The organism is Streptomyces sp. NPDC096323, assembly GCF_040302845.1.
GTDB lineage: Bacteria > Actinomycetota > Actinomycetes > Streptomycetales > Streptomycetaceae > Streptomyces.
Map to the genome: position 1 here is coordinate 276378 of NZ_JBEOSI010000004.1, position 13196 is coordinate 289573.

At 67.6% G+C, this 13196-nt stretch carries 13 protein-coding genes; 6 read left to right on the forward strand and 7 right to left on the reverse strand.

Translation table 11 applies throughout. The annotated features are described in order from the left end of the window. The first annotated feature begins 228 nt into the window (after positions 1-228). On the forward strand, positions 229-969 hold the full coding sequence (locus ABTX18_RS12580) for a hypothetical protein (protein WP_352122711.1): 741 nt from the start codon (positions 229-231) through the stop codon (positions 967-969). 46 nt (positions 970-1015) lie between these two features. Beyond that, on the forward strand, positions 1016-1513 hold the full coding sequence (locus ABTX18_RS12585) for a zinc finger domain-containing protein (protein ID WP_352122712.1): 498 nt from the start codon (positions 1016-1018) through the stop codon (positions 1511-1513). A 226-nt stretch (positions 1514-1739) separates the two neighbouring features. Here the strand turns inward: ABTX18_RS12585 and ABTX18_RS12590 are convergent, their stop codons facing one another. The 6 genes from ABTX18_RS12590 to ABTX18_RS12615 all read right to left on the reverse strand — a co-directional run bounded on the left by ABTX18_RS12590 (position 1740) and on the right by ABTX18_RS12615 (position 7336). Continuing rightward, a complete protein-coding gene (locus ABTX18_RS12590) occupies positions 1740-3053 on the reverse strand; it encodes a hypothetical protein (RefSeq protein WP_352122713.1) in 1314 nt (437 codons plus the stop codon). 131 nt (positions 3054-3184) lie between these two features. Beyond that, positions 3185-4351 (reverse strand): helix-turn-helix domain-containing protein, encoded by a 1167-nt coding sequence (locus ABTX18_RS12595; protein WP_352122714.1) that lies wholly within the window; start codon positions 4349-4351, stop codon positions 3185-3187. Further along, on the reverse strand, positions 4341-5144 hold the full coding sequence (locus ABTX18_RS12600) for a hypothetical protein (RefSeq protein ID WP_352122715.1): 804 nt from the start codon (positions 5142-5144) through the stop codon (positions 4341-4343). Before ABTX18_RS12600 ends, ABTX18_RS12595 begins: the two co-directional genes overlap by 11 nt. Positions 5145-5310: 166 nt before the next feature. Then, on the reverse strand, positions 5311-6444 hold the full coding sequence (locus ABTX18_RS12605) for a tyrosine-type recombinase/integrase (protein ID WP_352122716.1): 1134 nt from the start codon (positions 6442-6444) through the stop codon (positions 5311-5313). After that, on the reverse strand, positions 6444-6662 hold the full coding sequence (locus ABTX18_RS12610) for a helix-turn-helix domain-containing protein (RefSeq protein WP_352122717.1): 219 nt from the start codon (positions 6660-6662) through the stop codon (positions 6444-6446). The genes ABTX18_RS12605 and ABTX18_RS12610 overlap by 1 nt, the downstream gene beginning before the upstream one ends. A gap of 188 nt (positions 6663-6850) precedes the next feature. After that, positions 6851-7336 (reverse strand): helix-turn-helix domain-containing protein, encoded by a 486-nt coding sequence (locus ABTX18_RS12615; protein WP_352122718.1) that lies wholly within the window; start codon positions 7334-7336, stop codon positions 6851-6853. Positions 7337-7645: 309 nt separating this feature from the next. Here ABTX18_RS12615 and ABTX18_RS12620 point away from each other — a divergent pair, with 309 nt between their 5' ends. The 4 genes from ABTX18_RS12620 (at position 7646) to ABTX18_RS12635 (ending at position 12277) form a co-directional block, all read left to right on the forward strand. Continuing rightward, positions 7646-8872 (forward strand): DUF3631 domain-containing protein, encoded by a 1227-nt coding sequence (locus ABTX18_RS12620; protein WP_352123084.1) that lies wholly within the window; start codon positions 7646-7648, stop codon positions 8870-8872. 186 nt (positions 8873-9058) lie between these two features. Next, a complete protein-coding gene (locus ABTX18_RS12625; protein ID WP_352122719.1) occupies positions 9059-9832 on the forward strand; it encodes a DUF2637 domain-containing protein in 774 nt (257 codons plus the stop codon). Between the two features lie 223 nt (positions 9833-10055). Then, the gene (mobC, locus tag ABTX18_RS12630) at positions 10056-10580 is read left to right on the forward strand and encodes a plasmid mobilization relaxosome protein MobC (RefSeq protein WP_352122720.1); all 525 of its coding nucleotides are present in this window, start codon (positions 10056-10058) and stop codon (positions 10578-10580) included. Next, complete coding sequence (locus ABTX18_RS12635) at positions 10577-12277, forward strand: relaxase/mobilization nuclease domain-containing protein (protein ID WP_352122721.1); 1701 nt, start codon at positions 10577-10579, stop codon at positions 12275-12277. The genes mobC and ABTX18_RS12635 overlap by 4 nt, the downstream gene beginning before the upstream one ends. A gap of 35 nt (positions 12278-12312) precedes the next feature. On the opposite strand, the gene ABTX18_RS12640 is transcribed toward ABTX18_RS12635, so the two are convergent. After that, positions 12313-13155: an NAD(P)-dependent oxidoreductase gene (locus ABTX18_RS12640; RefSeq protein ID WP_352122722.1), complete on the reverse strand. Its 843-nt coding sequence runs from the start codon at positions 13153-13155 to the stop codon at positions 12313-12315. Positions 13156-13196: the final 41 nt, after the last annotated feature.

The window sequence follows — 13196 nt, forward strand, 5'->3', positions numbered from 1 at the left end:
TCCCGGAAATACCCAGCTCGGAGCGCACGCGGCGCGCCATCCTGCACCACCTCAGGCTGCACCCGGGGCCGACGGCGGGACGCTAGTCCGTGATCCGGGCCACTTGCCCGCCTCCCGGCGCGCTCATTGCCGCGGGCAAGGCCAAGGCTCTCCCTTTGGACAGAGGGACGTCGCTGGTATCAGGAAACGCCCCACAGGCAGCGGGACCAGTGACTAGCGTTTGACCACATGACTGGTGCCGCACCCGCAGGGGTGGAGCTTCTGACGTGCCTGAATCGTCTGGAGTTACGTTTCGATTCCGCCGCATCTCTTGTCGCATCGGACGCCCACGACGACCCCGCGACACTGGAATGGGGCTGCCGTGCCGTTCTGCCTCTGTGGGAGCCGGACGACGAGGAAGCCCGGGCAGACAACGCCCGCCTTCTCGGCCAGGGCATGTCGCTGGCCCAGGCGTTTCAGGGCCAGCGCCAGGAGTTGACGATCCTCTCCATGTCCGGGCTCACGCTGGACCTGTGGCGCATCGGCCACATCTACGCGTCGCTGGACTCGCGCGACGCCGACTACGAGCACTTCGCCCCCCTCTTCGACAAGTCCGGCGATCTCGGCCTTCATGGCGACCTGGAGGACTGCCTGGTTAACGGCACCCACGTCGTCATCATCGATCGGGCACGGATCGCGCCGGCCTGGCGTGGCCTGGGCGGCGTCGGCCGGCTGTTGATCGGACGCATGCTCCGCTGGGTGACCAGCCAGGCGGCGCTCGTGGCGACGCATCCGTATCCGATCGACATCCCTGTCGACGAACGGGACGACAGGACACGGGAGGCGCGGGAGAAGGCGGTAATCCAACGCACCTGGCAGTCCTTGGGGTTCGAGCCCTTTCGCGAGGACCTGTGGGTTATGCAGCCGCATTTGAGCGCCCACGACGATGCCATCGAGCGCTTGGAGACGGCCTTCGGCCGGTACCTCTGAGCCCTCACCCACCCGGCCACCAAACGAGAGGACCACCGGTACCGCGATGCGCGAGTTCACCAACCATAAGGCGCAGCACACGGTCGGCATCCTGCGCGCTTTCCACCTGGAGACCTTGAACTTCTCCGCAATGCATCCTGAGGCGACGCTGGCTGACTTCGAGCACCACTTGCGTCTGCGGGTCGACGTCTTGGAGGCGGAACTTAAGACGGATGAGAAGGCCGCCCAGGTCGCCGTCGTCACCAAACCGCTGTCTGGCCCCCTCGCCGATTCCGAGCGCCAGCAAGCGTTCCGTCAGCTTCAAGACTCGGAGCTGCCTGCAACAGGGCCCGAGAGGGAAGCCTGGTGGAAGCAGCGCACGGCGGTGCTCGACGAGATCAAGGCGCAGGGGGTGAAGGAGGCCCTTGGCTGGGAGTGCCGCCACTGCTGTGCCCCGGTTGGAGTCGCTTGCCGTACGGGCGGCGGCAGGCCCAAGAAGCAGCCTCACTTCCTCCGGGCCACCGACGCAGAAGCGCCTTACAACCACGCGTATGGCCTGCGTTAGCTAGCCCGTGGTCTCCGCTGATCACAGGGAATCGATGCCGCGACGCCCGGAGCTACTGCTGTCAGACCGTCCAGATGCGGAGTCGCTCGAGCCTCGGTGGTTCGGGCACGGCTCTCAGCGCCAATTTGAGCCAGGCCGCGGCCGTGTTGTTGATGGACCAGGTGGGGGACAGGTCCAGCAGCCAAGCTGGCGAATTGCGGAGGAACTGCCATGCGGGCCGCCCCTCTCACTTACGGTCGGCGCCTCGGAAGATGTCGACCAGGTCTGTAGCGTTGTACCGGTGGTTGAAGAACAGGGCAACGGCCGCGATAGCGGCGATCCCTTGGAGTGATCCTGTGACGGAGTCCGGCAGGCCGAGCTTGGGGGCGCCGAACAGGATGAGGAGAAACACGGCGACAGCGCCAGCCACGCGGAGCGCGGTCCGGTCGGTCACCGGCTCGATCTCGTCGACGTCGTCCAGGAGCTGTCCGGTGCGGCCTTCCGCGTATCGCTCAGCGATGGTGAGCAGCATCTCGGTGAGGTCCTTCAACGCCATGCCCGGGTCTTCGTCGGTGTACTGGCGTTCCTCGGCCCGGCGCAGCGCGCCCGCGACCTTCGCGGCGTGGGTCTTGAGTTCACGACGGTGGGGCGGCTTGGGCTTGCCGTGGCGGACCTTCCAGGCCCGCCGTATGACACGTTCGACGCCGCGCACCGAGACTCGCCGGGCGTCCAGAGGGGACCGTTCACCCATCTCCTGATGGGCTCGGGCGACGCCAGTGGCGTAGCTGAGGATCACTGCGACCGGCCGGTGCTGCTGCTCGTTATGGTTGTCGACGGCTGGGGCGAACACGACACCGAGGCCAGAGCGCAGCGACGGCGGCAGGCCACCGGTCGACTCATTCTTCCTGTGGGCTACCCCGAAGGCGGCGAGGATCGCGGGAAGTATCCGGCGAGCCATGTCGATCACGACGAATACGAGCATCAGGAACACGAGCGTGGTGGCCGTGTCCCAGGGCTTCTCCCACGGCTGGCCCCACAGCTTCTGTAGGCGGTGTACCAGATCCTCCGCCTGGTCTACGAGGAACAGGACCGCGTCCCTGGTCCCGGCGTAGAGGCTGGCGAGAGGATCGAGGCCGCTGTACGCCCCTTCCCCTTCCTGCGGGTTCGCGTTCGGTGGGGGCAGCGGTCGGCGGATGACCTCGGAGACCTCCACCACGTACGAGGCGAGGTAGCCGAAGAAGGCCATGAAGATGAGGCCGGCGGGCAGGCCGATCACGGCCTCGTGCCACCAGCGCGTGATGGATTGCTCGATCAACGGCCTGGTGTGCAGTCCATTGTCGGGGAGCACCGGGGAAATCGCCTCGTCGGCCCGGGTGAGCGTGTGCCGTGCCAAGCGGACGGTCAGCCGTCTGCGGAGGGTGCGGAATCTGTCGGCCTGTCTCCGCCGCCACCGGCCCACCTTGGACTCGGCGGCGGCGAAGGCGACGGTCGGCACCGCGCCAATGACGCCCAGCACCAGCACGCGCGTGGCGATGGCCAGGGCAGTCTCTACGTCACTCAAGCGATGGGACCCCTTACGTCATCACGTACGTCGAGAATGCGGGCTCTTGATGGATTTGTGACCCTCGCCCCTCGGCAATGGACTGGCAGTCGCTGGGGGAAGCGATGCAAGTCCCTTCCCCCAGCCACTCGTCAGACAAGTCTCAGTACAGGGCGGCTGTCGGGCATCCCCAGCAGCTCACGTACCCTCGCCGGCTTCCACGCGAGTTCCGCAGCTAGCGCACGTATCGTCAGTCCCGTGTCTTGCTCTGCCAGCTCGAATGCCTTACTGAGCATTACCGGCTGTTCGCCGGGGTACCCACGTACCGATTGCGGGGCGAAACCGGGCTGCGCGCTGAGCCCTCGCAACCGCTGGTACGCACGACTGATCGTCGCATCAGAGACGAGCCCAAGTTCGCGGTACCGGTAGACGAGCGAGTTCACCGAGACGCCCCAGGTCTGCGACAGGCCGGCCAACCGCGCAAGGTCCACCCTCTGCGGTAGCAGCGGATGGATCGATTCCCGAGGGGTGAGGAACTCGGCAGCGAACGCATCTGCTTCGCGCTCCAAACGGCTGTCGCCAGTAGCACCCGCGTGGAGAACCAGGTGCCCGAGTTCGTGGGCCGCGCTGAAGCGGTATCGGTAGACATCGTCGGCGCGATTTGGCGTGAGAACTACAACGGGTCTCAACAGCCCGGAGCTGGAGAAAGCATCGACTTTAGCCGCAGCCTCCTCGGCTTCCGCCGGCGCGACGACGATGAGGCCATTCGCTTCCATCCGGCGAGCTAGGTGGCGCACAGGGCCGTCACCCAGCCCCCAGTGATGCCGGAGCGCTCGGGCAGCGCCCACGGGGTCGTCAGGTAGCTCGGCGCCGGGGCATACCTCGCCTCCTGTGAAGCCGGGAAGGTTCACGAGAGGAAGCTGCACGCGCTTCTCCAGCGCGTGAGTGAGTTCCCAAACCTGTTCGACGAAGCCGAGGGCCCGCTCTCGCTGCGCTCCGGATGTGGAACGCAGGGCCCGAAAGTGAGCCATGGAGCTATCGACTTTACCCATCGGGCGGCCTGCGACGAAGAACTGAATGGGCACGTCCAGCACGTCGGCCAACCGAGGAATGAGCTCAGGGCGAGGACGGTTGGTACCCGCCTCGTACTGGCCAACAGCAGCTGCCGACACACCTATACCGTCCGCGACCTCGCGCTTGGTGAGGCCGGCAAGGCGACGTGCCTGAGTCAGCCTAGGTGCGTGGAAACCGTCCCAGACTGCCCTCGGCGAAGTACCGCCCAGGCTCGTCCCCGGCAGTAGTGGTTGCTCAATGTTCATTGTCCTCAGCAGCGTTCACGAACGCTTCGTACTCGGTCTCACTCTGCGGCGGAGTTCCCGTGGCACGGGCCGCCTCGCTGCGTGTGGAAAGCGCAACCTCAGGAAGATCACCAGAGGCAAAGTTATCCCCTGCGCGCTGGTTCGGTACAGCGTAGATACGGCTCTCGGCACCGGTCGTGAGCAGAGACTTCTCGGTCACCCACTGCAGGTTCCCAGCATCGTCCAAGAGATTCGCCTGGCCCCACCAGGCGCGCTGCAGACCACTCATGTTCATCTCGTACGGGATGAGGACCAGGCCGGGGCGGGGGTCCCTCTGCGCAAGATCAGCCAGTGAGCGCCGAAGAAGCAGCTCCGGGCCTTCCACTTCAACCAGAGGATCCGCGATCCATCGGGGTCCTGGCGCATCGGTAAGGGCGAACAGCTCCCGCATCACGAGAGACAGCTTCTTCGGCCACTTGTCGCCCGGCTCAAAGCCGTCGACCGAGTCCACGCGGTAGGGGCAGAGGATGGTGTTGTGCACCAACACAAGCTCGTAGAACGTGCCAGGCTTGATGAGTTCGGTCCCGGGGATGCCAAGGTCAAGCACGTGCTCAGCGATCCGGTCGTACTGATTGGTCATGCGCGCCGCCCCAGCAGCGAACTTGTGCTTGGACCGACCAGCCAGATGCGACTCGAGCATCGCCGACTCCGTGTCGAGGAGCCCCATCTGAATCGCGAGTCGAAGGCCGGTGACATCTTCCCCAAATCGACCACTGGCCCAAGACGGCATAGGCCCGTCGACGTTCGCGTCCACGCATCACTCCGATCCACGACAGCTTGCGTTACTCCGAGGATGCTACCGCAGGAACTTTAGTCGATCACGTGAATCTTGCACTCTCGACGAATCTTCCACGCCTCCAAGATCTATCGCCCGGGCCGCAAGGGCGCGTGGTGTGGTGCCACACGCCCCTGCGGCCAATTCAGGCTCCGCGCGCCGGACACTGGCGGGCGGCCTGGACGCGAGCATCGATACCCCTGGCGACCTCCCGTTGCCGCTCACCATCGGAGTGCTGATAGATCAGGGCGGCCTTCTCCGAAGACTGGCCGGCGCGGACCATCGTGTCTTTGAGCGTGGCGCCCGACTGGGTGGACAGGGTGTGGCCGGTGTGCCGGAGGTCGTAGAAGCGGAAACCCTCCGGGAGGCCGACCTTGGTCCGAGCCCTGCGCCACTTGCGGCCGAAGGTGGACCGGCGGAAGGGGGCGCCCCTCTCACCGACGAACAGGAGCCCGTCGCGTTCCTTCTCGGCGTACCAGTCGAGGTGTCGCTTCACCTCGATGTACAGGAAGGCCGGGAGGAAGACGGTTCGCCTTCCGGCGGCCGACTTGGTGTCGCCCTCGACGCGACGGCCGCTGGTCAGCTCGGGCGCGGCGTCACGGACCTTGACCGCGAGAGGTTCGAGAGTGAGGTCGGGGCGCCGGAGGGCGGCCTGTTCTTCTGGGCGCATGGGCCCGTAGGCGCCGAAGTAGACCATCAGCCGCCACCTCGGTCCCATGGCGTCAGCGAGCGCGTCGACCTGTTCGACAGTGGCCGTCGGGCGTTCCTTGGCGTTCTCGCTGCCGGCGCCCCTGATCCGGCAGGGGTTGCGGCGGATCAGCTCGTCGTCGGCCGCCGTCTCCATGATGGCCTTGAGGAGGCGGTAGGACTTGGCGACGGTCGTCGCACCGGTAGTCCCTAGCCGCTCGACCCGCCAGGTTCGTACGCCCGGCGGCGTGATGTCATCCAGGTTCACCGAGGCGAATGCGGGCAGCAGGTGCAGGCGCAGGAGCCTTCGGTACAGCTCCTCCGTGGTGGCGGAGAGCCCGCGCTCCTCGACCCATTTCATGGCGTACGCCTCGAAGTTGATCGACCCAGCGTCGGGATCGACCCAGTGCTTGCGCTCGATGTCGGCCTGGGTGAGCGTGAGCCAGGTCTGGGCCTCGGTACGCGTCTCGAAGGTCTCCGGGGCGGTGCGACGGCTGCCGTCCGGAGCCCAGTAGCGCGTCTGCCACCGCCCCGACGGGAGTTGGCGAACAGTGCCGAATTCGCGCCGCCGCTGCGGCTTGCGGGCGGCCATCAGGCGGCCTTCCCGAAGCGGGAACGCGCGTCGCCGAGAGTCGGAACGGTGCGCTCGTCGATGTAGGCGGCGACGGCGCTCTCGGGGATCCGTACGGGCTTGCCGAGCTTGACGTAGCGGATGCGGCGCTCCTGGATGAGTCGCCGGATGAAGCGCACGCCGGTGCCGAGGCGTTCGGCGGCCTGCTCCACGGTGAGGAGGGTGTCGGTTGTGGTCACCTCCCCCTGCGGTCGCGGGTGCTGAGCGGGGGCGTGCGGTATCGCCGAAGGGCGCAAGTGAGTGCTCCGGTTCCGGCCGGCGGATGGGGCGGCAACCCCGCGCCTGGCCTCGTGTCGTTCAGGGATGGGATGGGCTGGACGGTCACAGCAGGGGTTTGCGTTCCCACTGCGCCTGGTGGAGTGGGCCGCTATGCGTCGGAGGCAGGCCCGTACTCTTCGTTGCTCTTCATCAGCTCGGTGGCGATGGCGTTGGAGACCATCACGTCAGCCTCCTGACGGATGTCCGGGTGGTCGGCAAGGTAGGCGTCGAGCTGGTCGCGAGCCTTCCGCGCCTCGTGGTTGGCACGGTTGGAGGCTCTGTAGGCGGCGACGACGTTGTCGATCAGCTCCATGGCACGGCCCATGGTCGCCAGGCTGGGCGGCCCGACGAAGTTGCTGAGCGGGATGCCGAAGATCTCGGCGAAGCCGATGGCCTCATCGAGGTTGATCCGGCGCTTGCGGTTCTCGATGCGCCAGACCGCAGACGGGTTCATGTCGAAGCCGACGTCGTTCATGCGGTCGGACAGCGTGGTGGTGCTCCAGCCGCGTTTCTCGCGCTCCAGTTTGACCCGCACAGCAGCGTTCTCCTCTCCGCTGAGGAGCACGCCCTCAGAGTTTCCCTCGTCGTCCGGCATCGCCCCCTCCTCCCGTTCGCTGCGTGTTCCGCCGGTTGTGCGGCATGGAACAAGATTAGCATCAGTTCTGCGGATCGCATAGCGCTATGCGATCCGCATAGTTCGTGGTACTGTAAAGCACCCCAGCAGACCGCACCGATCCGCTGAGGCATGCCTTCAACCAGCCCCCGACATACAAAAAGCCCCCCGGTGACCCAACACCGAGGGGCTCAGAGCGCAAACCTCACGCCGCCCATCCCTGAACGACTGACCTGCGAGGCCGGGATTGCCGTCCCATTGGCCCGCAAGCGGAGGAGCTACATGTCCAGTATGGACGATCCCGCCCAGAGCACGCCATCCCTTCGAAACACCGCCGCCCTATGGCCGCCGGTCGCCATACCCGGCCGCCCCGCCGAGCCCGTACCGCCGCCGGCAGAGGAGCCCGAACCTGCTCCGCTGTCCGAAGGCGAGGCGGTGCTCGCGGAACTGCGGGAGCAGATTCGCCGCTACGTCGTACTGCCGAGCGGGGAGGCATTCACAGCCGTGACCCTGTGGGTTGCGGCTACTCACTTGCAGACGGCGTGGCAGCACGCTCCGCGACTGGCCGTCGTGGGGCCGGCGAAGCGGTGCGGCAAGTCGCGGCTGCTGGACGTGATCACCGAGAGCGTTCACGATCCGCTGATCACAGTCAACGCGTCGGCCGCCGCGGTGTTCCGGTCGATCACCGCCACGCCGCCCACCCTGCTGGTCGACGAGGCCGACACGCTCTTCGGCTCCGCGAAGGTCGCGGAGAAGAACGAGGAGATGCGTGGCCTGCTCAACGCGGGGCACCAGCGCAACCGTCCCACCCTGCGGGTCTCCGGACCCAACCACGAAATATCGAAGTTCCCCACCTTCGCCATGGCGGCCCTCGCCGGCATCGGCGACCTGCCGGACACGATCATGGACCGGTCGATCGTCATCCGGATGCGGCGCCGCAGGCCGGGCGAGAAGGTGGCGGAGTTCCGTACCTTCCGTGACACCCCGCCCCTCCACGCGCTACGTGACCGGCTCGTCGCCTGGCTGACTCCCCTGCACTCCGAGGCGATGGAGCTGACACCGGCCATGCCGGTCGAAGACCGGGCGGCCGACACATGGCAGCCGCTGGTGAGCGTCGCCGATCTCGCCGGCGGAGCGTGGCCGGACCTCGCCCGCACCGCCTGCCAGATCATGGCCAAGCACGAAGCCGAGCACGACCAGGACCGCAGCAGCCTGGGCATCCGCCTCCTGGCCGACATCCGCCGCGCCTTCACCACCGAAGGCAACCCGTCGGCACTTCGCACCAGCCGACTCCTCGACATCCTCAACCAGGACGACGAGATGCCCTGGGCGGAGTACACCACCCACGGCCTGACCCCTCGGGGCCTGCAACTCCTGCTCAAGGAGTACGACATCAGCTCGGTCACCCGCCGCTTCCACGGCAACGTCCAGGCCCGTGGCTTCACCCGCCTGCAGTTCGCCGACTCCTGGGCCCGCTACTGCCCCGAGCCCACCCCCGAAACGGCGACCGGGGCCTGACCCGGCACGACCCGTCACGACCCGTCCCCGCGCAGGTCAGCGCGGTGACGAGTCGCGGTCCGGTGACGAGTCAACTCGTCACTACCGCCGCACTCGTACCGGCCCTGACCAGGCACGCGACGAGTCGTGACGGGTCCCCCGCCCGCAGGGGCACCTCAGCCGCACCCGCACTCTGGAGCATTTCCCTTGCCCTCCCCCGCCATCACCACGGCACCGTCTGCCCCGCTGCCACTGGCCACCGCGATCCGCACGGGCGTGTCGCTGCTGGCCGTGGCCGCCTTCGCACTGTCCTACGACGCGCTGCGTCAGATGGCCGCCGCCAGCCACATCCACCGGGCGCTCACCTATGCCTTCCCACTCGTCATCGACGGGTTCATCGCCATCGGGATCGGCGCCTTGCTCATCCTGCGGACCGCACCCCTGTCCGCCCGCCTCTACGTCTCCGCCCTGGTCGGCGTCGCCACCGCCACAAGCATCTGGGCCAACGTCCTGCACGCCGTCCGCCTCAACCAGCAGACCCGCCACACCAACCTCGCCCTCGACAACATCACCGTCGGGGTCATCTCCGCCATCGCCCCGCTCGCCCTTGCCGGAGCCGTCCACTTCTACCTCCTCGTGGCCCGACGCCCCACAGCCACCGACCGCCACAACAGCGACGACCGCCACGAACCCGGTGCGGAACACACCATCGGCGAGCTCACGCCGCCGCACACCACGGACACGGACACCGATGTGCCGCAGCAACCCGGTAAGCCGGGAGGCAAGCAGTCGAGCGTTTCCCTGGAACAGGCCGTGGCCATCGGCCGCACGGCTCCCCTCGGACGAAGCGGCAGCATTTCCCGCCGCAACGTCGAGAAGGCGATCCGGGACAACGGATTCGGCATGTCACGCGCCCGCCTGGACAAGGTCAAGGACCTGCTGCAGGCCGAACTCGACGCCGTCACCACAAGCACCGACTGAACCTCGCCCCCCGCGTCACCCCAGCCCGTTCCTCCCATGAATCAGCACCGGAGGACCGGGCCCTCTCCCTCCACCACCGCTTGCAGGAGCCCTCATGCACAGGCCCGTCCGCGAACCCTTTCCGGCGCAGCAGCCGACCACCTCCACCCCGGCATCAGGCGGAGCAAGGTATGGCGTTGGACCGTCCACGGGCCGGTCCAACGCAGATGCCTCCGCCCCGGGGGTGGCGGAGGAGCTCGGGCGCCAGGGGGCGCCCGACCGGAACAAGCCCGTCGACACCACCACCCGCACCGTGCTGCCGCAGCGTGCCGCCGAAGCCGCCGCACTGCACCGAGTCGCCCGCCGCCGTCAGCGCAACGAGACCCAGCGCAAGGAACGCGTGGACGTCCGCTACAGCACCGACGAGAAAACAGCGATCCTCACCGTGGCCCGCTCGCTGAACATCGCCGCCGCCCACTACGTCGGCGCCGTCGTCATGGCCCACATCCAGGGAGACCTCACACTGCCTGGTCAGCGCACCCAGCTCGACGACTACATCGACGAACTCACAGCCCTCCGAGGTGAAGTCGCCAAGATCGGCCACAACGTCAACCAGATCGCCAAGAAGCTCAACTCCGGCGATCGTCCACACCCTGGGGACACCGCACTCCTCGACCATGCGGAACGCCTCCTCGACACGGCCGGCACCGCCGTCCGCCACATCGCAGCAGCCACCAATCAGGTTGCCGCCACAAAGGGGCCACGGTGATCGCGAAGATCAGCAGCGGCAAGAGCACCGCCGGCCTCATCCGCTACCTCTACGGCCCCGGCCGGGCCAACGAGCACACCGACCCGCACCTCGTCGCCTCCTGGGACGGCTTCGCACCCGACCCCGGCCGCACCGACGACACCGCCGCCACGAAGAAGCTCCTCGTGGCCGACCTCGACCTACGCGTCCAGCAGGCCAGGCGACTCGGCCGGGCCCCGAAGCAGTACGTGTGGCACTGCTCCGTCCGCGCCGCACCCGGCGACCGCATCCTCGACGACGCCGAATGGGCGGACATCGCCCGCCGTGTCGTCACAGCGACCGGCATCGAACCGACAGACGATCCGGACGGCTGCCGATGGGTCGCCGTCCGGCATGCCGACGACCACATCCACATCGCCGCCACCAAGATCCGAGGCGACCTGCGCACCGCACGCCACTGGAACGACTACCTCACCGCCGACCGCGAACTCGCAGCCATTGAGAAGGAATACGGCCTCTTCCAAGTCGTACGCGGAGACCGCACCGCCGCGAAACGGCCCACCCGCGCCGAGCAGGAGAAGGCCCGCCGCACCGGCCACGACAAGCCCGCCCGCATACGCCTGCGCACCCTTGTCCGCACAGCAGCGGCTGCCGCCACCAACACCGAGGAGTTCCTCGCTCTGCTCACCCGCACCAACGGCGTCCTCGTCAAGGTCCTGCACTTTCCCTCCGGAGAACCACGCGGATACAAAGTCGCCCTGGAGCACGACACGAATACCGAAGGAGAACCGGTGTGGTTCTCCGGCTCCACGCTGTCACCGGACCTCTCCCTCCCCAAGATCCAGAGCCGTCTCACCGCAGCAGACATCCCTGCCGGTAACCCCAACGGGCATCTACGGCCGCATCCGTGGCACCAAGCCACCGCAGCCACAGAGCGCATCCCCCACCACCTCGGCCGGCCAAACGCCGAAGCCGCCCAGGCCCACCTTGCCGCCCTCGGCGAAGCACTCGACGCCGTAGCTCTCACCGCACCACCGGACATCCGTAGTGAACTCCGGGCGGCAGCCTCTGCCTTCGAACGGGCAACCCGTTCACGTATCCATGCCGAACACCACCACGCCCGCGCGCTACGCGGGGCTGTGAAGGCCATACTCCGCGAGCCCTCGCCCAAGGACGGAGCTCTCCTGGCGATGTTCCTCGATGCCGCACTCCTGGCCGTCATCGCCGCCGCCCGCTGGCACGACCAACGACAGCACAACCAGCAGACCGCAGCCGCCCACCAGACTCTGCTCCACCTCCAGGCCGCCTACGAGCGAACTTCATCCGGGCACCTGCTTGCCGCCGGCCAGCATCGACCGCCTCAGAAGGTCGCAGTCCGGTACGCCCAGCTCATCCGCCAGACCGCCCCCGCACATGCCGACCAAGTTCTCGCCGATCCCGCCACCGATGCGCTGACCACCGCATTGGCCGCCGCGGAGACTGCAGGCCACGATCCCGGCCGGCTATTGCAGCAGGCGGCAGACGAACGCGCCCTCGACGACGCCCGCTCCCCAGCACGCACACTGGCCTGGCGCGTACAACGGCTCTCGCAGAGGCCCGCTCCAAGCCGGCAAGCTCAGGCCGCACAGGCACGCAGCAGCGTCCTACGCCCCGTAGCTCTCCCGCAACCTGCGGCACCGGCCACACCCACCGCTACCTCTCGGCCTCGGCGGAGGTGATCAACCCTGGGTGGGCACCCTCAGCAGGAGCGGGGTCAAGTCGTTCTTCCTGACCGGAGCTGAGAGAGGACTTGCGCGACCGGCAAGTCGTACTGGTCCTTGTCCTGTTCCCAGAACGAAAGGGCCCGAGCCGTAGCCTCGGCCATGTCGGCGGGCAGGTCGGCCGCCCGGAGGGTATCGGCGACCTCTTCCATCTCGGGCGCCCAGCGCCAGGCCCTGGCAGCCACGCTCGGCAGGTATCCCGGATCGGAGAGGATCGCAGAGACCATGATCTCGGCTTCAGCCGTGAGCTGGTCGCCGACGCCATGAGCGTGTGCGAGCGCGTGGGAGACCCCTGCGAGAGTACGAGCGGCCTTCTGGTAACTGGCGAAGGCCATCTTCAGGGCGGAAGCGGAACCGATGGCCTCGCCTGCCCGGAGCACATCCAGCGAGGACTTCGCGAACAGCGGCTCCACCAGGTCGACGGCGGGGCCGGCCCCTGCGAGATAGAGCCGTGCCTTGCGCCCTTCACCCGGCGGTGGACCGAAGACAGCGCCGTCGACGACCTCGGAGCCAGGGCGAATCTCCTCCGCGATGCGCTGCACGCGCCGGGGACTGATGGCATTGACATCGACGTACACCCCCGCGAAGGCGTGCGCAGCCACGGCCGCTGCCAAGTCCTCCGCCGCCTGCGGTGGGCAGACCGAGAGAACGACCGCGCTACGGGACAGCGCTGCCGCGAGCGAGTCGCAAGGCGTGGCGCGGGCCTCCCTCGCGCGGCGCCACGTGTTCTCGCTGCGCTCCTTGGGTACCCACAGCACCTCATGGCCGCCGGCGACTAACTCGGCGATGACCGCCGCCCCCATGGATCCCGGGTGCAAGACGGTCACGACGGTCACTGGCTGCCTCCGGCGAAATGCGACGTGGTGTTCCTCATCAA

Bases quoted from the DNA above. Each gene is read 5' to 3' on its own strand.
- ABTX18_RS12580 (WP_352122711.1), top strand. From the start codon at position 229: ATGACTGGTGCCGCACCCGCAGGGGTGGAGCTTCTGACGTGCCTGAAT.
- ABTX18_RS12585 (WP_352122712.1), top strand. From the start codon at position 1,016: ATGCGCGAGTTCACCAACCATAAGGCGCAGCACACGGTCGGCATCCTG.
- ABTX18_RS12595 (WP_352122714.1), bottom strand. From the start codon at position 4,351: ATGAACATTGAGCAACCACTACTGCCGGGGACGAGCCTGGGCGGTACT.
- ABTX18_RS12605 (WP_352122716.1), bottom strand. From the start codon at position 6,444: ATGGCCGCCCGCAAGCCGCAGCGGCGGCGCGAATTCGGCACTGTTCGC.
- ABTX18_RS12615 (WP_352122718.1), bottom strand. From the start codon at position 7,336: ATGCCGGACGACGAGGGAAACTCTGAGGGCGTGCTCCTCAGCGGAGAG.
- ABTX18_RS12620 (WP_352123084.1), top strand. From the start codon at position 7,646: ATGGACGATCCCGCCCAGAGCACGCCATCCCTTCGAAACACCGCCGCC.